This is a genomic window from Ruegeria sp. CDSA089 (assembly GCF_059612205.1).
This window is the reverse complement of sequence record NZ_JBXWQD010000004.1, coordinates 1-18,984: the sequence shown is the minus strand read 5'-3', so window position 1 is coordinate 18,984 and position 18,984 is coordinate 1. Positions and strand designations below refer to the sequence as shown.

The 18,984-nt window shown below is 53.2% G+C and carries 16 protein-coding genes; 5 read left to right on the top strand and 11 right to left on the bottom strand.

Annotated elements, in window-relative coordinates:
* The first annotated feature begins 47 nt into the window (after positions 1–47).
* Together AC2FJ6_RS11070 and AC2FJ6_RS11065 are read left to right on the top strand one after the other, a co-directional pair.
* A complete protein-coding gene (locus AC2FJ6_RS11070) occupies positions 48–1,673 on the top strand; it encodes a L,D-transpeptidase family protein (protein ID WP_331252090.1) in 1,626 nt (541 codons plus the stop codon).
* Positions 1,674–1,785: 112 nt separating this feature from the next.
* Positions 1,786–4,530, top strand: coding sequence for an AsmA family protein (locus AC2FJ6_RS11065; RefSeq protein ID WP_170770720.1), 2,745 nt, complete (start codon positions 1,786–1,788; stop codon positions 4,528–4,530).
* An 11-nt stretch (positions 4,531–4,541) separates the two neighbouring features.
* Here AC2FJ6_RS11065 and AC2FJ6_RS11060 read toward each other — a convergent pair whose 3' ends face one another.
* The 4 genes from AC2FJ6_RS11060 to AC2FJ6_RS11045 form a co-directional block, all read right to left on the bottom strand.
* On the bottom strand, positions 4,542–4,979 hold the full coding sequence (locus tag AC2FJ6_RS11060; RefSeq protein WP_237217286.1) for a hypothetical protein: 438 nt from the start codon (positions 4,977–4,979) through the stop codon (positions 4,542–4,544).
* Between the two features lie 851 nt (positions 4,980–5,830).
* On the bottom strand, positions 5,831–6,913 hold the full coding sequence (locus AC2FJ6_RS11055; RefSeq protein WP_496669004.1) for an alpha/beta fold hydrolase: 1,083 nt from the start codon (positions 6,911–6,913) through the stop codon (positions 5,831–5,833).
* A 476-nt stretch (positions 6,914–7,389) separates the two neighbouring features.
* Positions 7,390–7,932 (bottom strand): luciferase domain-containing protein, encoded by a 543-nt coding sequence (locus AC2FJ6_RS11050; protein ID WP_237216004.1) that lies wholly within the window; start codon positions 7,930–7,932, stop codon positions 7,390–7,392.
* Between the two features lie 62 nt (positions 7,933–7,994).
* The gene (locus tag AC2FJ6_RS11045) at positions 7,995–8,585 is read right to left on the bottom strand and encodes a YceI family protein (RefSeq protein ID WP_170774070.1); all 591 of its coding nucleotides are present in this window, start codon (positions 8,583–8,585) and stop codon (positions 7,995–7,997) included.
* A 111-nt stretch (positions 8,586–8,696) separates the two neighbouring features.
* On the opposite strand from AC2FJ6_RS11045, the gene AC2FJ6_RS11040 reads away from it, so the two are divergent.
* Positions 8,697–9,278 (top strand): TetR/AcrR family transcriptional regulator, encoded by a 582-nt coding sequence (locus tag AC2FJ6_RS11040; protein WP_170774072.1) that lies wholly within the window; start codon positions 8,697–8,699, stop codon positions 9,276–9,278.
* Between the two features lie 349 nt (positions 9,279–9,627).
* Here AC2FJ6_RS11040 and AC2FJ6_RS11035 read toward each other — a convergent pair whose 3' ends face one another.
* Genes AC2FJ6_RS11035 through AC2FJ6_RS11015 form a run of 5 tightly spaced genes read right to left on the bottom strand, consistent with a single transcriptional unit; the run spans position 9,628 to position 14,135 of the window.
* Positions 9,628–10,314, bottom strand: a complete 687-nt coding sequence (locus AC2FJ6_RS11035) for an ABC transporter ATP-binding protein (protein WP_170774073.1) — start codon at positions 10,312–10,314, stop codon at positions 9,628–9,630.
* The gene (locus AC2FJ6_RS11030; RefSeq protein ID WP_170787782.1) at positions 10,311–11,060 is read right to left on the bottom strand and encodes an ABC transporter ATP-binding protein; all 750 of its coding nucleotides are present in this window, start codon (positions 11,058–11,060) and stop codon (positions 10,311–10,313) included. Before AC2FJ6_RS11030 ends, AC2FJ6_RS11035 begins: the two co-directional genes overlap by 4 nt.
* The gene (locus tag AC2FJ6_RS11025; RefSeq protein WP_170774077.1) at positions 11,057–12,034 is read right to left on the bottom strand and encodes a branched-chain amino acid ABC transporter permease; all 978 of its coding nucleotides are present in this window, start codon (positions 12,032–12,034) and stop codon (positions 11,057–11,059) included. The genes AC2FJ6_RS11030 and AC2FJ6_RS11025 overlap by 4 nt, the downstream gene beginning before the upstream one ends.
* Entirely contained in the window at positions 12,031–12,951 is a 921-nt protein-coding gene (locus AC2FJ6_RS11020; protein WP_170774079.1) for a branched-chain amino acid ABC transporter permease, read from the bottom strand. Before AC2FJ6_RS11020 ends, AC2FJ6_RS11025 begins: the two co-directional genes overlap by 4 nt.
* A gap of 50 nt (positions 12,952–13,001) precedes the next feature.
* A complete protein-coding gene (locus tag AC2FJ6_RS11015; RefSeq protein ID WP_170774081.1) occupies positions 13,002–14,135 on the bottom strand; it encodes an ABC transporter substrate-binding protein in 1,134 nt (377 codons plus the stop codon).
* A 424-nt stretch (positions 14,136–14,559) separates the two neighbouring features.
* Between AC2FJ6_RS11015 and AC2FJ6_RS11010 the strand changes: the two genes are divergently transcribed.
* Both AC2FJ6_RS11010 and AC2FJ6_RS11005 read left to right on the top strand, forming a co-directional pair.
* Positions 14,560–15,180, top strand: a complete 621-nt coding sequence (locus tag AC2FJ6_RS11010) for a class I SAM-dependent methyltransferase (protein ID WP_170558291.1) — start codon at positions 14,560–14,562, stop codon at positions 15,178–15,180.
* 183 nt (positions 15,181–15,363) lie between these two features.
* The gene (locus tag AC2FJ6_RS11005) at positions 15,364–17,094 is read left to right on the top strand and encodes an adenylate/guanylate cyclase domain-containing protein (protein ID WP_496669241.1); all 1,731 of its coding nucleotides are present in this window, start codon (positions 15,364–15,366) and stop codon (positions 17,092–17,094) included.
* A 181-nt stretch (positions 17,095–17,275) separates the two neighbouring features.
* On the opposite strand, the gene AC2FJ6_RS11000 is transcribed toward AC2FJ6_RS11005, so the two are convergent.
* Positions 17,276–18,046 (bottom strand): DUF2182 domain-containing protein, encoded by a 771-nt coding sequence (locus tag AC2FJ6_RS11000; protein WP_496669002.1) that lies wholly within the window; start codon positions 18,044–18,046, stop codon positions 17,276–17,278.
* 28 nt (positions 18,047–18,074) lie between these two features.
* The gene (locus tag AC2FJ6_RS10995; RefSeq protein WP_496669000.1) at positions 18,075–18,695 is read right to left on the bottom strand and encodes a DUF1326 domain-containing protein; all 621 of its coding nucleotides are present in this window, start codon (positions 18,693–18,695) and stop codon (positions 18,075–18,077) included.
* Positions 18,696–18,984 lie beyond the last annotated feature (289 nt).

The window sequence follows — 18,984 nt, the reverse complement described above, 5'->3', positions numbered from 1 at the left end:
CCTTTTTCAAAGCACCCACATATAGATTGGCTGTTTAGGAGGGGACGGTGAAAGTTCTTAGATCAGCGGTAACAACTGTACTGACTGCAACGCTGATGACATGCCCCAATTTAGGCGCAGCAGACCAAGTCTCGGAGCAGATAGAAGCGCTGCTACGGTCAAATACGAATGCGAGTGGCACACTTTCTAACAGTAAGAGTTTGGACGCAGGAATCCTTGTGCCTCGTTTCTATACAGACAGAGAATTTGCGCCAGCTTGGACAAGTTTTGAATTGGTCGACGAACTATTTCAGGAGTTGGATGGAGCAATTGATCAGGGCTTTACGCCGAGTGATTTCAAGCTAGAAGAGCTTCGATCCGCTTTCAAAGACTCACAGGCTGGCGATGCCTCAAATAAAGCCCTGTTCGACATTTTGGCAACCGACGCCGCAGTAAAACTCGTGCATCATTTGGTTTTTGGAAAAGTCGATCCAAACGCATTGGACGACGATTGGAACTTCTCAAAACCAGTAATTCAACAAGACCCTTCCATTGTATTGAACCAATTTCTTCAAGGTGAAGGCTTCAGCGCTTTGATTGAACGCATCGATATCGACAATGCGCAATATACGATGCTCGTTGATGCATTGCGCAAATACAGAGCTATTGCATCAAAGGGAGGCTGGAACAAAGTCCCCGAAGAAACAGTTCTGAAGCCGGAAATGGTGGATCCTGCCGTCGCCGAACTGCGAAAAAGGCTAGCGACAGAAGGCTACGATGGAACAAATGAATTTCCAGAAATCAGGCAAAACGGCATAGATCCAGCTTGGGTTTATGACGATTACTTGGTGCAGTTGGTTAAATCCTTTCAAAATCGTCATGGCTTGGAAGCAGATGGCGTCGTTGGTGGTAAGACTTTCGCGTCTCTCAACAAACCTGTCGAAGATCGCATAAACAAGTTGCGCCTCAGCCTGGAACGAGGCCGTTGGCTCATGCGGGAAATCGACGAAGAGTTCGTGCTGGTAAATATTGCAGGCGCTCGTACTTACTTGGTCACATCTGGCGGGACGCTTTGGACCACCCGATCAATCACAGGTTCAGCCTACCGCAAAACCCCAGTGTTCCGAGATGAGATTGAATACATGGAATTCAATCCGACTTGGACCGTTCCCGCCTCGATTTTTCGGAAAGACAAGCTTTCGCGCATCCGCAAGGATCCTGCCTATCTGGCGCGCAACAACTACTTAGTTCGGAACAAAGACGGTCACACAATTCCTGCCAACGCTGTGAACTGGGGGGCAAAGAATCCCGGCGTCACTTTGGTTCAGCAGCCGGGCCCAGACAATGCGTTAGGTTTAGTCAAGTTCATGTTTCCCAATAAATACGCAGTGTACTTGCATGATACCAACGACCGCAGCCTTTTCGACCGAAATGAGCGGAACCTAAGTTCCGGCTGCGTGCGTCTTGAGTATCCGTTCGAATTTGCCAGCCTTTTGATGGAGGGAGAGCCGGGCTGGAGCCGGCAAAAGATGCAATCCATTCTCGATAGCGGGAAGACAACGCGAGTTAACCTACCCGAGCCCATGCCGGTCCTTTTGACCTATTGGACTGCGTGGGTCGAAGATGGGGCCGTACATTTTCGTGAGGATCCATACGAACGAGATGCTCGAATACTTGAAGCTTTGGACCGATGAACACGTCATTCTCAAAGAGATACGCAATTCTGAGTGTGCTAAATTGCCAGTAGGATTGGTGACTTCCAATTGGCGGAAATTCGAAGCAGTGTGAGCTGCAATAGGGGAGCACATGAGGGTTTGGCTCGTAAGAATAGTTGGGCTTGTTGCATTTCTAGCCTTCGCTGCCGTCGCTTTTGTCTGGTTGTTGCTTGCCGCTCCGATGTTCTCGGACACGCGGCGCGGCCTTGTGGAAAGAGTTCTTTCGGAACAAATTGGTCGGCCACTTCTTGTCAACGATGATGTAAGCGTCGCGCTTGGCCGCACGAGTTACATTCACGTCGGTGGCGTGGTTATCCCGAGCCAGACAATGCCAGAGTCACCTCTTGTAGAGTTGAACCTGCTGGAACTGGAGCTGGACATTGTCGCCTTGACCAACGGTCGTCTGTATTTTGACAACCTCGTCGTGAAAGGGCTCCAAGCAAATCTTCTTACAGCCGCAGACGGCACGACAAGTTGGCGAAAAGGCAGGCCAACACCCAGGCCCGTGTCCGAGGAACCTGTATCAGCGGATGATCAAAAAGACGTCGCTAGCGTTGATAGTATCGATGAAAGCGACACCGAAAGCAGTGGGATCTTGAACTTCCTGAGCGACAAGAACGTCAGTTTCACGTCAATCGGGTTAAACATCGACGACAAGGTCTCGGGCTTCTCGTTTGTGTTTGACCTTCAGTCACTCGCGCTCGAACAAGTAGATAATGGACAAAGAACAAAGGTCTCTGGTTCCGGCTCCGTTAACGGTCAGGGTTTCGAAATCGAAGGCGACTACCCCCATGACGCGCCATTTAAGACGCGAGCGAGTTTTGGAGAAATGACCGTGAGCTATGATGGCGAGCCCTTCACGGAAGACGAAGGTGGTGGCTATCGAGCTGTGTTGGAGATGGACACCGGTGAATTCGGTGATTTTCTAGATGTCATTGGGTTGGAACGCGTTTTGGAAGGGAATGGCCAGTTGCAGGCTGAGCTCGTGTCTCAGGACGCCCTGAAGATCGAGGCGTTTACAACTACCGTAAGCCTGGAGGATGGACAAAAACTCGAAGCTGAAGGTTCAATAGATGACCTCTACACCGCTCAGGGCGTTGATCTGCTTTTCAACGCACGGCTTCATCCGGAAGGACAGCCGCCGCCAGCAGCAAAAAGTATCCAAGAACTGAAGTTTACTGGCTTTGAAATGCATATGGTCGGATCCCTGGCTTCCTTCGAATTCGAGAAGTTGCTGTTCCAGACCAATGCGTTCGACCAGGGGTTAGACGTAATCGGCCCAGCCTCAATCGAAAGCATTCGCCGCATGCCAGATGGCCGGCTCGCCATGCTGGGAATCGCGCTACAAGCCGGGCCAATTGACGAGCCTGTCCTGAAAGCCGAAGGTGAAATCCTCGATCTGCTTCAGCTTCAGGACGTGACTTTCGATGGTTTGCTAAAAGGGCCCGCCAAGTTGATTTTGCCCAACCTCGATGAAGATTATGTTGACCAGTTCGGCGGCATCAAAGCAGATTTCAACATATCCAATGCGGGCGGGCCGGTTTCACTCAACAGATTTAACGCGACTACTTACGACACCGATCTCTGGGCACTCGATCTCGCACTTTCTGTCAATGAGCTAAAAGGGCTAGCCGGTCTCGATTTCGACGTGGAACTGGATGTCGACGACGGTGCCCAGTTTCTGACCGCGCTCAACTTGCAACCTGTCGAAATCGGAGCGTTAGCTATCGATGCTGAAACCTCCAGGCAGGGCGAAGACTTTGATGCCGCAATCCGGTTCAAAGCCGGGTCTTCCGATCTTCTGGCGGCTTTGGATGCGCGGTTTCCCGAAGGTGCATCCGTCGTCCGTGGCAACATTACGAGCGAGACGCTCGATCTCAACGACCTTAAGAGCCTGACCGCCGTGCTGGACCAACTGAAAGGCCTGGTAGGCGAAGCATCAAAAGAACCTGAAGCCGAAGTTCAGCCTTTGGTTTTGCCGAAGGAAACAGACGTTCAGCCCCTGGTGTTGCCAAAGGAAAAAGGGAAGCCTTCCGATCTTCTGGATGTGCAACGCGTGCTACGAGAAGCTGACGTCGAGGTGCAGATCGAATTCAAGGAGATTGTTGGCCAGCAAGGCATAACATCAGTTTCCAGCCAATTGTCTGCCAAAGAAGGAACCGTGGATTTCGGACCTCTTCAGATGACTTATGGCGACGGAAACTTCAGCGTGCGGGCGGTCATGGATCTGATTGACTCACCTGATTGGCTTTCATTGTCGGGATCGACCTCAGGATGGGAGTTCGGTGAGATCCTTGATGAATTGGGAATAGGTATTGATGCCTATGGCCGTTTGAGCGGTGACTTTAACGTCTCTGGCAGTACCACCTCGGGCAAGGCCTTCATCAACTCGATGCGCGGCAACGCGTCTTTGTCGATGTCGCAAGGTTACATTAGCACCAGTCTGCTGGAGTTGGCCGGGCTGGGTATATTCCCGTGGCTGTTTTCAGAAGAGTTCAGACAAGGTTACACCGATATCACTTGCGTGGTTGCACCGGTTGATATTCAGGCTGGGCGGGTCAGTTCAAACTCTATCGTCATTGAAACAGGATCAGTTCAATTGGTGGCCAGGGGACAAGTGGATTGGCTGAACGATAGCATTGCGATCAGAGCTGAGCCGCGGCGCGTCGGCAAACCCCTATCCCGAAGCGCCTGGCCCTTTGACGTGACTGGCCAGCTTTCGTCGCCAAAGTTCAAGCTAGATGTGGGCGGGTCCAGAAACAAGGCTTCGGAAGGCGCTGATGCTATGCCTGTCGACAGGCAACCTTGTGTGCCGGACATCAATCAATTGCAATAATTGGACGCTACCTAGTTTTTCAGTGGTTCCGGCTGTTCGGCCTGACACGTCAGAACGGCCTCAATGGCTTTGGCAGACCCGCTGAGATCGAGTTCAACCTCGGCCCCACTTTCACCAATAATCGTAACACTCTGGCGTTTTCCAAACTCGGTTACAAACGCCGGGTTGTCGAAAAAGGCGTAGCCACCGGGAACTCCATTCTTGTAGACACCCACGGCTTCTCCTTCGAATTTCGCATCACCAAAGTCGAACCTTACGATGCCCGTCGCACCGTCCTCGATATGAACCCAGGCCGGATTAAAAGCGGCAAAAAAGCCGCCGGCCTGATTGGGTGCTGCGCCGATTTCTACGGTCATGTCATTTTCAAAGGGCTTCCACGCGAGACAGCCGTTTCCCTTTTCGGGATCAATCAGGATTGTCCAGTCCCCGGATTCACCCCATCGTTCCATACCGGCGGCATGAAGTAAGCTTGCACAAAACAAAGCCAATGTTCCCAGCACATACCTGTACATTTTTGACCCCAGATTAGTTTTGAAGGTTTACCCATCCTACCGATCAAGGAAGATCAATCAAACGATACAGAAGAAGCTTAATCAGGTCACAAGTTGTTGGTGCGCAACAGTGAAGTCTGCTTCCTGCTCATAGCCGTATACGCTGCTATTGGAAGGAATGCCCGGTTTGAACAGTCTGCTGCACTTTGCAAAGTCCGCTTTCTGCGCATTGCTGTCATTGGGACATCGCGCGGCAGCGGTCAAAATGGGCTCAAAGCAGCTATTCGCAACACTCGGCTTGAATGACTGCTACGCGGACTGTGCAACCATCCGCATTCTTACTCCAAAGGACCGCAGTCTGCCCAAACCGGACATTCGTAACAACACTTTGCAATTTCCGAGATCAGGACAAAGCGGTCGATGACAAGAAGCCTAGAGTTTTTAAATTCCAGTATCGAAAATCGAAGGGCGCACGGCATCCACTTACCTTCGAACAATAAAGTTTTGGCGATGAACAACGTACACTGCTCAAATTGAATTCAAAAAAACTCTATTTCCACTAGGGCTTTAGGCCAGGCAGGATCATACTCTGGCATCGTATTGTTTGCTGTCTCAAGGCCAATAAAGCGCGCCTTCTGGATGCCAGAGGCGAAAATCCTACCTTGTTCAACACTGTGCATCCTGTCTCGATTAGCGTGCATAACCAGAGCCGGACAGGTGATCCGCAGAAGTAGATCGGTTACGTCGACCCCTGCGACCAGTGGTCCAATCTTGAGCCAATCCTGATGGTCCATTGCGACTTTCATAAATTATGCATAAGTGCGCTGGTCATGCGGACTTGCAGTTGGAGCAAATGATTGCGCCATAAAGTCTCTTGCACAAGGGTATTCATCGTTCCAGCCTTCAAGACTCATATCCATCATTGCTTGCCCAAGCGCGGCAATTCCGGGCTGTGAACGCACCGCGACTCCTTGTGCAAATCCGCCTAGTAGAACCAACCCCGAAACACGGTCAGGATTATTTGCGGCAAAAGCCGCGGCAATGGTTGCCCCAAAAGAAACGCCAAACAATGAAACTTTTTCGATCCCGGCTGCGTCCAGTACGGCCTCAACATCTTCGACGATCCGATTCAAAGACACATCCTGCACGCCCCTCTGGGACAAGCCATTGTTTCTACCATCAAACCGATAAAGGCAGTGATTTTCAGAAAGCAGCGGCAACCACCCGGCGATGGTGTTCATCGTCCAATCGTATTCCAGATGCCTAAGCCAGTTTGGTGTGACCAGCAACTTTCTACCACTTCCAGTGGATGTCCAGGCAAGCGTTGTACCGTCTTTTGATTTTGCAAAGCGGACGTCTTGAGAGCTAGCCAGCAGCTTGTTCTTTGCGCGTCTTTTGTCACCATCTAAATCAATAGAGTAGGCTTCCACTGGATTTGGAATTCCCTTCAACCGTATCGAGCTTTCTGGTCGCAAAGCAACCGCCAGCGAAGTTCCCGCAACTTCAGCAGCTGTCTTGCTGATGAGACAACTTCCAATATGCGCGCTGGACTGAAGGCGCGACGCAACATTCACGGCCTCTCCGAACAAGTCTGTGCCATTTGGCATTACGTCACCAACGTGGAGACCTCCTCGAAGTGTTACGTCTTCATCTCTCATCTGATTGAAAATCTGGCTGGCAGCATTAATTGCATCTGTGGCTGCAACAAACTCAACCAAAGCACCATCTCCCATCAGCTTGAATATTCGTCCTTTGTTTTCATGGACCAATGGTCTGATCACATCGTCCAAAATGCGTTGTAGAGTGTTCAGCGTGGTCTCAGCATCCTCTGACATGCGCTTGGTATAATCGACGACATCGAGGCTTAGGATCGCAGCAATTTTCCGCTTCATCAGTCGATGTGATCCTTATGGCTAAACCAATTCCTCTGAACCAAAATTAACAGACGAATAGATTTTTGTGACCAAAACTTGTGCCTGGACATTTTGCAAAGCCTGCAAGTTCCCAAACTTGCGTTGAAACACACAGCCGAGCAAAATGTCTTACTGGCTGGCGAAACCTAGAATTAAGGTGAATGATTAACGCATTTCGCGATGCTAACTAAGGTTCACTTCGAAATATCAATTCTAAAGGTGTCAGTCCGTAGTTCTTCTCATCTGTGACCGACGGCAGCCCGAAGCGGAACTTCGACTCTGAGCTTTGCAAAATCTAACAAGCGGACGGCAGCTACCATTAGTGTGAATGGCTTGAAGGTATCGAGCGCTTCGCCACGGCGACTATTTAAAAAAATGACTGCGAGAAACTAGGTGGCTGAAACTGCTCTCTGACAGGAAGCAGGCGTCCCCGCACACTTTCGCGCAATTCGAGCTTAGCCCAAGGTGTTGCCGGTGATGAAGGTGTACGAGCTTTCTACCAGATCGATGACGACATCCAACTCTTCTGGTGTGGTCGGTGTATATATCATGACAAAGCCACCCCACCCAGGACGTTGCCTGGCCCAAGGGTGAGCTACGGCCCAGCCGGCCTCAATTGCCCGTCGCGCGATTGCCGGATGCAGAGACGCGTGCAAGCTGCCATCAGGATGCATATGCGCAAACTCAAACCCACCCACGATAGAGTTCGGTTGAGACAGCAGCATGTCGGGATCAAGCTGAAAACCAATCGCGCCGGGTAGCGATATGCGTGTCGGGCCAAGTGTGACCCCTGGGAGTTGCGCAACACGCTCCAGCAATAGCTTGGCCAAGTCGGTATCAATTTCGACACCAATCTGAGTATGCGGTACGCCGCTTGTCGTTTCAGGACGGGGTGAGGTGCGCTCCGGCAAGGGGCGCTCTTGTGCGGATGCCAACGGGCACGTCAATGCCACCGCCGTTGCAGCAACCGCCAATGCTCTCAGGATTTCATTCATCATGTTGACCATCCGCCAAAATCAAGGAATGAGCGTTCAGCGCAGTATCGGTGCCCTTGCACACATCATTCAGCCTTTAACGCTTCGATATTGATCAAGAGCTCTATCTCGTCGCTCACCGCTGGCGCAAATGCCCCAAGTCCGAATTCAGACCGCACGATGGTCGCCGTGGCTGCCAGGCCTAGGGTCGGCGTGCCCTCTTTTGGGCCAAACGGGTATGGAGCTGACTTGTTAAGCGTTGTTTCCAAAACAACAGGTTTGGTGATGCCATTCATGGTCAGGTCGCCAGAAATATTCGCGGTATTGTCCCCGGTGACTTCAATGCTGGTCGAGGCGAATGTTACCACGTCACCGTCAGTCGCGCTAAAAAAGTCATCGGACATGAAGTGTTGCAAACGGGCATCCCAGCCCGTGATCATGGATTTTACAGGCATAGACACTAAGACAGATGATGATGACGGATCATCTTCGTTGAACTCTATCTCACCGCTAAAACCTGAGAACATTCCAAATGTTTCTGAAAAACCGATGTGGTCGTAGCTGAACAATACCTGGCTATGTCCAGGATCCAGCTCATAGGTGCCACTCTCGGACAATGCGTTTGTCGCGCCCATCGATAAGAGTACCGCCAGCGGGGTTGCTGCCACTTTGAACATTGATACGCTCCCGTTTTGACAAGACGTGTTTGTGGGATTTAGGTTTTGACCGCCCAAGCTTTTAGAGCAAATAGTTCTACTATGCAACAAAATGTTCTATAGGAGAGGTGATTGAAAGAAGATCCTAGGCTGATCGCCACACGACAGGCGGCGCTTGATGCGGCGCAAAAGATACTTATGGATGAAGGCGTGCTGCACGTAACTCATGGCGCAGTTTCAAAGGCAACGGGCATTTCGCGCAGTACTCTTTACAGGCACTGGCCAGATGCGCGTAGTCTGCGTGATGCAGCATTCCGGCGCATCGCAACACCACCGAACATACCGCCCAAAACCGATGGCCCGCTGCGATCTGACCTGCGTTGGTTACTCAGCGTACTGATGGGAGCCTTGAATGACACACCATGGGGTCAAATTGCACCTCAGGTAGTCGCTGCTGCGTCCACCGATGCAGAAGCGCGGTTGGTGATCACTGAATTCATGAAAGACAGGTTCGCAAGTGTTGAAGCAGTATTTGCAGCCGCAATAGACCGAGGTGAGATTGCCGCAGATGTTCCGGTTGAACAGCTTTTAGAACTAGCTGTCGCAGTACCTTATTTCCGCAAGCTCATACGTCACGAGGCGCTGAACGAAGAATGGTTGGACAAACATGTCGATCTGCTTTGCAGTATCGCGAAAACCAATTCGGGACAGTGACCATCGCCTGACTTTGAAATCAAAGCGACCTGCAACTGGCGCGAGATTTCGACAGGACAGCAAGTTATTATCAATAGCCTGTCCAGCCGGTTCCTAGTAGCGGTTGCTCCAAAAGGTCTCGGTAAACGATTGCTATGATGGTCCGCCGAAGTTTGAAAAGTCAGCATTCTGCGCACTGTCGACAGTGATGCACGGTGCAGCAATGACCGCTCTGCGGACAAAGCAGCCATCTCATCCCGACGAAAGTAATGCGGTTCGCTTTTTGACAACTGTTCTGATTTCGCGTCGAGCCATCAAAAATGATTTGGTGGCCGCGTGTTAGCCATCAAGGCTTGGGTATTTGTACCAACTAGACGCCGAGATGCCGATGGCTGACTTCACTATCCAGATCGCCCATTGCGCCTGACCAGATCGATCTGCCTCGTTCAAGGATTGTCGCTCGATCACAGACCGCTCGCAATTCGCTAAGCGATTTGTCGATTACCAGAATTGAAAGACCAGATTCACGTTTTAATTGCTCCACGGTCACCCAGATTTCACGCCTGATGTTTGGCGCAAGCCCCTCAGTTGCCTCATCCAAAATGAGCAAGCGCGGATTGGTAACTAACGCGCGCCCGATGACCAGCATTTGCTGCTCCCCGCCTGACAATGAGCCCGCAAGCTGGTCGGCGCGTTCGCTGAGACGCGGGAAAAGCGCAACGACCTTGTCTATATCCCAATGGCCAGGCCGGGACACAGCTATGAGATTCTCACGCACCGTCAGATCGCGAAATGCGCGTCGGCCTTCGGGGACAAGGCCGATGCCCAACCTTGCCACTTGGTGGCTCGCCAGTCTGCGAATGTCGGTGCCGGCAAAAACCATAGAGCCTTTGCTTCCGATCATTCTGCAAATAGCGCGTACGGTGGTTGTCTTGCCCATGCCATTACGCCCCATAAGAGCGACGACTTGGCCCGCTTCGATCGTCAGATCAACGCCAAAGAGGGCTTGGCTTTTGCCATAGCTTGCGACTAGGCCGGAGATGGAAAGAAGGCTCATAGGTTCTCTCCAAGATAAGCGCGCTGAACTATTGGATTTTTGCGAATATCTTCGACTGAACCGGTGGCAATCACACGCCCGTAATCAAGAACCGTAATTCGGTCAGCCAATTTGAAGACGACATCCATGTCATGTTCCACAAGCAGTATTGGGGCCTGATTTCGCAAGTCGCGCAGCAGGTCCGTGAGTAGCTGCGTGCCTTCCGCGCTTAAACCGGCCATTGGCTCGTCCAGTATGAACACCTTTGGTTCAAGGGTCAGCGCAACTGCGACTTCCAGTTGGCGGCGCTGACCATGGCTGAGTTCACCTGTTCGCTTGTCTGCAAAGTCGATCAGGTCCACGCGACGCAAAGCATTCTCTGCGTGATCGCGCAGGTTTTTGTCGCCAAGAACGGGTAGGAAGAATTGCCAGGGTCGGCTTTTGGCCCCAAGCGCGCCCAGCATGGCATTCTGCAAAACGGTGTCCTCTGACGCAAGAGAGGAAATCTGGAAGGTGCGTCCGAGCCCCAGCCTTGCCCGGTTTTTCGTAGTCTCGTGCGTGATATCCTGGCCCAGAAGGCGAATCGAGCCCGCGTCAGACTTCAGGCCGCCGCAGATCTGAGCAATGAGTGTTGATTTACCAGCCCCGTTCGGGCCGATCACGGCGTGAACTTCTCGGGGCCTCAGGTCCAACGTCACGTCGTCGTTTGCAATCAGGGCGCCAAAGCGTCGAGTGAGACCTTCAACTTGCAACACGGGCCGCATCATCGGTCGGCCCTTCCCGTTATGACGCCGTAAAGGCCGCCGCGGGCGAAAAGGACGACCACCAACAAAAGCAAACCAAGAAAGAATAGGAAGTATTCGCCAATGCCTCCAAGCGCATGCTCGAGTACGACGAACAGAGTCGCGCCCGCGACCGGCCCAAACGTCCGGCCCAGCCCTCCGAGGACTATGAAAACGATCAGTTCACCCGACATCTGCCAGCTGAACATCGTCGGACTGACGAAGCGATTAAGATCGGCAAAAAGCGCCCCCGCCAACCCACAGATCATGCCAGAAATCACCAATGCGATGAGTCTCAGCCGAAACGGATCAAGCCCGACGGCCTCCACCCGCTCGGAACTTTGCCGCGCAGCGTTTAACGCAAGCCCAAAGGGCGATTTTACGAGCCGAACGTTTAGCAAAAGGACTAGGCTCAGAATTGCAAAACAGATTCCGAAGAACTGAATGGGATCAAGCGTGTTCATCCCCGGGAACGAATTTCGAATGTAGATAGAAAGGCCGTCTTCTCCGCCATAGGCGGGCCAGCTGATTGCGAAGAAAAAAAACATCTGCCCGAAGGCCAGAGTGATCATGATGAAATAAACGCCGGTAGTTCGAAGCGACAGAAGCCCGATAATAAAGGCGGCAGCACCTGAAAACAGTATTGCCATCAACCAGATCACAGGCATGAGCTTGGTTCCAGAAATCGTGAACGGCCATTCCATCAATGGCGAATACGTCTGCGCGTGAAACGCCAGAATACCCATCGCATAGCCGCCAATCCCAAAGAAGACCGCGTGTCCGAGGCTCACGAGTCCTCCTAGCCCAAGCGCGACATTGAGACCAACCGCAGCCAGAGCGAAGATGACCGCGCGGGTCGCCAATGTAATTGTGAAGGGTTCGTCCGAGACCCAAGCCCAAAGCGGCACGCAAAAAAGCAGGCTCATGAGAATGGCGTTTAGTGCTTTTTCCGAGATCATGCGCGCGCCCCGAACAACCCGGTGGGTCTCCAGATCAGCACGCCAGCCATAAGAACGTAAATTGACATCGAAGCCAATGCCGACCCAGTCGACGTCGCAACATCCGGCGCCACGAGCAGTTTGAACAGTTCTGGCAGGAAGATGCCGCCCAGGGTATCGGTCAGTCCAACCAGCAAACTGCCGATAAGCGCCCCCCGAATGGACCCGATGCCCCCGATCACTATGACGACGAAAGCAAGGATCAGGATCGGCTCTCCCATTCCGATCTGGACCGATTGGATGGCACCTACAAGTGCGCCCGCTAATCCGGCGAGCGCCGCTCCGAGCGCGAAGACAAACGTGTACAAGCTGCCAATATCAACGCCGAGTGCTGCAATCATTTCGCGGTCATTTTCTCCGGCACGAATCTGAATGCCAATGCGGGTCCGTGAGATGAAAAGCCACAGTCCAACCGCCACCAAAAGCCCTACAAGGATGAGTACGAGGCGATATAGCGGATACTGAATGCCGCCTGGCAATGAAACGGGACCGGACAGATAGCTCGGAATATCGAGAAACAGCGGGAATGAACCGAAGATCCATCGCGTCCCCTCGGAGAAAATCAGTATCAGCGCAAAAGTCGCAAGCACTTGCTCGAGATGATCGCGGACATAGAGCCGACGAATGACTGCCAATTCGACGATGACCCCGGCCATAGCCGCCGCAGCAATGGCGGCTGCAACAGCCACTAGGAAAGACCCCGTCGCCGCAGCGGCCGCCGCAGCCGCAAAAGCACCGACCATGTAGAGCGATCCGTGCGCAAGATTAATCAGGCCCATCACGCCGAAGATCAGCGTCAAGCCGGCTGCCATGAGAAAGAGCATGAAACCGAACTGTATTCCATTCAGAATCTGCTCGGCAATAAGGATTAAAGTCACGGTTCGAGCAAAAACGGGCCGCCGCTCTGGAGTTGGGCGCGGCCCTCCGATTACATTTTACAGTCTGCCGCGTAGGCGTCCGAGTGGTTATCCAACGCCACACCAATGATCCGGTTGGTGAATACATCACCTTCCTGAATGACTTCGCGCGCATAGATAGTCTGAATCGGATGGTGGTTTGGACCAAATGCGAAGTCGCCTCGCGTGCTGTCAAACTCGGCGGCGCGCAATGCATCGCGGAACGCGTCTTGATCCGAGACATCAGCCGATCCCAGCGCCGAAACAATCAACTGCGCCGTGTCAAAGCCCTGGCTTGCGTAGAGAGACGGAAGCCGCCCGTACTCGGCTACAAAGCTTTCTACGAATGCGGAATTTGTTGGATTGTTGATATCCTTGTTCCATTGGCTGGTATTAACAATCCCAAGTGCTGCGGGCCCGACGGCTTGAAGAATGCCCTGATCAAACGAAAACGCCGGACCCACCACGGGCAGATCAACCCCGCTGTCCGCGTATTGCTTGAGAAACGAAATCCCCATTCCACCGGGAAGGAAGAAAAAGACACTGTCTGCGCCAGACGCACGGATTTGAGCAATCTCGGCCGCATAATCCGTTTGGCCAAGCTCGGTATAAATCTCACCGGCAAGATTGCCTTGGAAGAACCGCTTGTACCCAGTCAATGCGTCCTTACCTGCCGGATAGTTCGGGGCGAGGATGAAGCTGTTGCCGTACCCTGCTGTATTGGCATAGGCGCCGGCTGCTTCGTGCAGGTTGTCGTTCTGCCAGGCGACGTTGAAGTAATTTTCATGACAGCCCTGACCGGCCAGCGCCGACGGTCCCGCGTTCGGCGACAAATAGAACTTACCTTGGGCCGTTGCCGCTGGAACAACCGCCATTGCGAGGTTCGACCAGATAATGCCCGTCAGGATATCCACTTTCTCGGATTGGATCATCTTGTCAGCAAGCTGCACGGCGACATCGGGTTTTCGCTGATCATCTTCGATGACAACTTCGATGTCATCCCGCCCGGATTGCTTGATGCCCAGCATGAAACCGTCGCGCACATCGATCCCCAAGCCGGCTCCGCCACCAGACAGAGTAGTAATCATACCGATCTTGGTCTCAGCGAATGCGCCTGTGGCCAGCATCCCGATGGATGCGGCAATGGCAATCGATTTATACGTCATAAGTTCCCCCCATGTTGTTTTCTACTGACACCGGATGCATTTGCCCGGCCGTGTTTGAAGTTGCAACAGCAAGGACCGCTTTCGCAAACAGTATTTATTGAGATGCTTTCCTGTTCAGAAAGGCAATGTCCAGTGCAAGCATTGAATCTCTAACTTTTAAATTGGTTTTTAGTACCTAGATTCGCAGATTTTGGGGCCGTATTGCGAGGCGGCAGCTAAATTGGAGCCCATGATCCTTGATCGTAAGTTGCTGTTTACTAAATTTCCGCGTAGCCACACGGAGACAACTTTTACAGTCAAAAAGTATCCCGCCAGCTTGATGCAGATGTTCCTTGAACGCAACTAAATGTCTGCCTTGCGGGACGTTGCAGTCATTGACGTAAAGTTACATGATCACCACCTGACGGGATCAAGTGGAGACATCATGGCAGACGAGAGAGTGAGCCACTGGGAGGAGGTCTACCGCGAGAAAGACGATACCCAGCTGAGTTGGCATCAGGATGATCCCTCGATCTCGTTGGAGCTCTGCGACGTGGTCGGCGTCGATAATGCCTCCTCTGTGATAGACATAGGCGGAGGCACTTCACACTTCGCAGAACGCCTGATCGAAAGAGGACTGAGCGACGTTTCTGTGCTCGATGTATCCAAAGCTGCGCTTGATCGATCTCGTGGACAACTTGGCGCCGTAGGCGAGCAGATTGAATGGATCGCAGCCGATGTCACAACCTGGAGCCCGGAGAGAAGCTATGATCTATGGCACGATCGCGCCGTATTTCATTTCCTTGTCGATGCGGACGACCGTTCCGCCTACCGGGACCAGTTGTACCGCTGCCTTCTCCCAGGTAGCCATGCGATTATCGCAACGTTTGCGCTCGACGGTCCAAAGAAGTGCAGCGGTTTGCCAATCGTTCGCTATGATCCAGAGGGGCTATGTGAGGTATTAGGCGATCGTATTTCCCTGGTCACGCATCGGAAGCACACACACCATACTCCTTGGGGAAGCTCTCAGTCCTTCCAATTCAGCTTGTTACGCGTGGGCCAGTAGCGCTGCTGTTGCGCTGCTAATGCGCTTCGGCACGACTGTGACGTCCAATGGCCTTGCTCATGCCTTCGCTGCAACTTTAATCATCCGGCGGCCGTCTTGCTGACGAAGTCGCCCTTCGGTTTCTTTCCAAGCCTGCGCATGATAATCTTTGATAATTGCACTTTGCTCGGAGGAGGATGACCTCTGAAACGCAGGCTGACCGCCATACTAGCAGCCGATTTGGTTGGGTATTCCCGCCTTATGAACTCGGATCAAAGCGGAACGCTCAGTGCGTTGCGAGAGCTTCGATCTGGGCTTTTTGACCCTTCTGTAGTCGCGCATCGCGGCAATTTAGTGAAATGCATGGGGGATGGTTGGATAGTCGAGTTTCCATCAGTCTCTGACGCTGTGACCTGTGCTGTCGCCATTCAGAACTCTTTGGCCAGCGAGAATACACTGAAGTTGAGAATTGGGATACACACAGGTGAAGTCGTTTTCGAGGAGGATGATGTATTTGGTAACGGCGTTAACGTCGCCGCTCGTTTGGAAGCGCTTGCCGAAGCCGGGCAGGTTCTCATCTCCGGCTCCGCCTATGAATGCCTGGACAGCAAAACGGCTTGCGCGTTCCAAGGCGGAGAAAACCGTGAGCTTAAGAACATTGATCGACCGGTGCCAGTCTGGTGGTGGGGGGACGCCGAGTCTGTAGATCCGCTTTATGATTCTGAACCGCCCGGGTCCCCTGACGGAACTGCGATCGCCGTATTACCATTTGACAACATTTCAGGCGACCCTGAACAGGAATATTTTTCGGACGGGTTGTCCGAAGACATAATTACGGCTCTGTCGAAACACCACTGGCTCGAGGTCGTCGCGCGCAACACGACCTTTGCCTACAAGGGAAAATCCCCGAATGTTCGGCAGCTCGCCGATGACTTGGACGCCGACTACGTTGTCGAAGGCTCGGTCAGGAAAGCGGGCGCGCGCATTCGAGTCACGGTTCAGCTGATTGACGCATCGACTGGCAACCACGTGTGGGCGGAAAAATATGACCGTCAGTTGGAAGACATCTTCGATGTTCAGGACGAGATCACGGAAACAATTGTTGGCAGACTGGAACCCGAGGTCGGAAATGCGATCCGGCGCAAGTTAGAAGATACGCCGCGCCGAAACCCCCATGCCTGGGACTGCTATCATCTTGGGCTTGCGCACTTTTACAAGTTTACTGCCGTAAGCAACCGTGAAGCTCAGAGGTTGTTTCTCCAAAGCCGCGAACTGGACCCCAGTTTTCCCGAGGCACATGCCTGGTGGGCCTATGCCACGATTCTCGGGATGGTGTATTGGGACACGGAACCGGATTCTGCCCTTATGGACGAAGCGCTGGCTGCCGCACGCACCGCCGTTTCAATGGATAACCAGAATGCGCTGCTCTACATGCTGATGGGCAGAGTCCAACTGGCCCGCCGGGAATACCGCAGCGCGCTGGCTGAGAATGAAACTGCAATCAAATTGAACCCGACGCTGGCTCCAGCATATTGCGGATTGGGAGACTCACTTTCCTATGAGGGACGATACGAAGAGGCGATTGCCAATTTCGAGAAAGCCGTGGAGATGAGCCCTAACCATCCACAGCTTTGGGCCTTTCTGAGCTATGGCGCGCTGACTCTGCTTTTCGATCACCAGTTCGAGAAAGCTCTGGACTGGGCAGAGCGGGCTCGCGATGTGCCAAATTGCCAATACTGGGCCACCGCGCATGCAGTCGTGGCGCTTGCCAATCTCGGGCGGGACAAAGATCTGGCCAAGATGGTGCATAACCTAATGGTGGAAGAGCCGAAATTCTCGCGGTCATTCGCAAAAAATAAGCTGTTCTATCTGAAGCGGGACGATCAAATGGAACTTTACCTTGCAGGGCTTGCAAAGGCAGGTATCCCCGCCTGATTTTTCCTGTGATCGGCCGTTGCTTTGCCGCTTGTCTTGAATGCTTGCGTCAGGTCAAGCCGAATGACCGCAAAGGATTCGGAGCGGGACTTAAACTCCCGCAGAAATTGCTTGTCCGGTGACGTGTTGAAGATCGCTCTGCGGTGGCCTTTATCCAGCCTGTGAATACACCAATGTTTCCTCAGGCAATCGTGATCAGCCACCCGCCCCAGGCAATCAAAACCAAGCCCAATCCTCGGCTCAGAAACCGCCCGAATGGCAACGTCTTTTCCGCCAACACTACGATTGTAAGTACGGCAACCCACGGCAGGTTCATGACGCCCAACACAAACAACAGCACCATCAGAATCCAGCAGCAGCCAAGACAGTAGGCCCCGTGGTGAAGCCCCATCTTCGCGGCACCCAGGGTTCCCTCGTGCCAATGAGCCGTCAGAAAACTCATGGGCGAGCGGCAATGCTCTAGGCAAGCGTTCTTGAGTGGCGTCCATTGATGCAACCCGGCAAGTATCAACATCACGCCGCCCACAGTCGGCGCAACCCTCCCCATCATGGATGAAAGCTCGCCACCCGTGTGCAGCCACCAATTCAATACCGTCGCCGCCAGCGAGAATACCAGCCAAACCAACAGATACCCCGCCACGAAGCTGCCCGTTGGCACGAAGGGTCGCCCTGCCTCCTCCCGCTTCGCGCGGACCCGCTCGTAGATCATTACGGCGGGTGTAACTGAAGGCAGCATCATCGCGAACATCATTACCGCCCACATGACAAGCATGAAGACAAAATCCGCGACGGACCACTGCATCATCATCGGCATGGCCATGTCGCCAACCATCGTCATCGAGGACGAACCAAGCCCGAGGTAAATTGTATAGGCCCACGCCAGCGCCGTGAGCGCGGCTAGCGCTGCCAGCACCAGCGCCCGATCTCGTCGTGCAACTCCTACAGCATTCATTATGACGGCCTGACGATCCGGCCCGGCCTCAGCCGGCCCAAGCGACTTGTCCGACCACACCCGACCGGCCCGCCCAGGTCACGGGCATATCCGCGTCGTTCCAGGTGGTTCCTTCACTGGGGGCCAGATCACCTTCATGCCCTTCATGCCCGAAGGCCAGGCTGAACGCGGCGTTCTGCAGTTTCATCTTGTTGCCGAGGTCATTGACCAGACGACGGGATTTCATCTCGCCCACACCTGCCACGCTTGCAGTTATTTCGCCATCGGCCTCGGTCACGCTGATCCCGGCGCGTTTGGTCGGAAGCCAGGTCGACAACAGGCTTGCCGGCACCTCCATGCCGCCGCCGGACGCACCCCGCAAGATAGTCTCCAATGCCGCCGCCTGCGCATCGCTGGCGTTTTCGTCAATGTACACTCGCCCGGTGCCGTTGGCGTCGAACAGTGTCGGCCCGGGGAAATGCAATGAGACAATCGCGTTTTGGCCAGAAAGGTCCACGCCTTCATGAGAGCCCTCGCGAATGCGTATCAACAGGGAAGTCGCGCAATACCCTTGGTCCAAGAGCATGAGGTCAGCTTGTCCGAACCAGCATGGGCAAAGCATGTTGCAATTGCAAGTTTCGACGAGTTCACCTGAAACATTCCAAGACATGATTTCTCCTCCCATCCCACGTTTTCCACGGCTGTATTTTAGCAGAAAGGCTGCTTTTCACCAATCAACCAGAAGGTTAACTATGTCTCCTCAGGGCACAGAGCTGCCTATCCCTACAGCTTACATGATTAGCTGGTTGGCAGCCCAAGCCGGTCCTTCGCAACAATGCCGCCATTCGTCACCAAGCGATCCATACCGAAATATCATTGGGTTGTCCGTCATCAGAGGTTTTGGGCCAGTTGGCGGTCTGACCTAAGAGAGGATCTGGCTCATCCGGTTCGCGTGATTA

Excerpts from the sequence above, each read along its gene's own strand:
- AC2FJ6_RS11065 (WP_170770720.1), top strand. The coding sequence starts at position 1,786 with ATGAGGGTTTGGCTCGTAAGAATAGTTGGGCTTGTTGCATTTCTAGCC.
- AC2FJ6_RS11060 (WP_237217286.1), bottom strand. The coding sequence starts at position 4,979 with ATGGAACGATGGGGTGAATCCGGGGACTGGACAATCCTGATTGATCCC.
- AC2FJ6_RS11055 (WP_496669004.1), bottom strand. The coding sequence starts at position 6,913 with ATGAAGCGGAAAATTGCTGCGATCCTAAGCCTCGATGTCGTCGATTAT.
- AC2FJ6_RS11050 (WP_237216004.1), bottom strand. The coding sequence starts at position 7,932 with ATGATGAATGAAATCCTGAGAGCATTGGCGGTTGCTGCAACGGCGGTG.
- AC2FJ6_RS11045 (WP_170774070.1), bottom strand. The coding sequence starts at position 8,585 with ATGTTCAAAGTGGCAGCAACCCCGCTGGCGGTACTCTTATCGATGGGC.
- AC2FJ6_RS11035 (WP_170774073.1), bottom strand. The coding sequence starts at position 10,314 with ATGAGCCTTCTTTCCATCTCCGGCCTAGTCGCAAGCTATGGCAAAAGC.
- AC2FJ6_RS11030 (WP_170787782.1), bottom strand. The coding sequence starts at position 11,060 with ATGATGCGGCCCGTGTTGCAAGTTGAAGGTCTCACTCGACGCTTTGGC.
- AC2FJ6_RS11025 (WP_170774077.1), bottom strand. The coding sequence starts at position 12,034 with ATGATCTCGGAAAAAGCACTAAACGCCATTCTCATGAGCCTGCTTTTT.
- AC2FJ6_RS11015 (WP_170774081.1), bottom strand. The coding sequence starts at position 14,135 with ATGACGTATAAATCGATTGCCATTGCCGCATCCATCGGGATGCTGGCC.
- AC2FJ6_RS11010 (WP_170558291.1), top strand. The coding sequence starts at position 14,560 with ATGGCAGACGAGAGAGTGAGCCACTGGGAGGAGGTCTACCGCGAGAAA.
- AC2FJ6_RS11000 (WP_496669002.1), bottom strand. The coding sequence starts at position 18,046 with ATGAATGCTGTAGGAGTTGCACGACGAGATCGGGCGCTGGTGCTGGCA.
- AC2FJ6_RS10995 (WP_496669000.1), bottom strand. The coding sequence starts at position 18,695 with ATGTCTTGGAATGTTTCAGGTGAACTCGTCGAAACTTGCAATTGCAAC.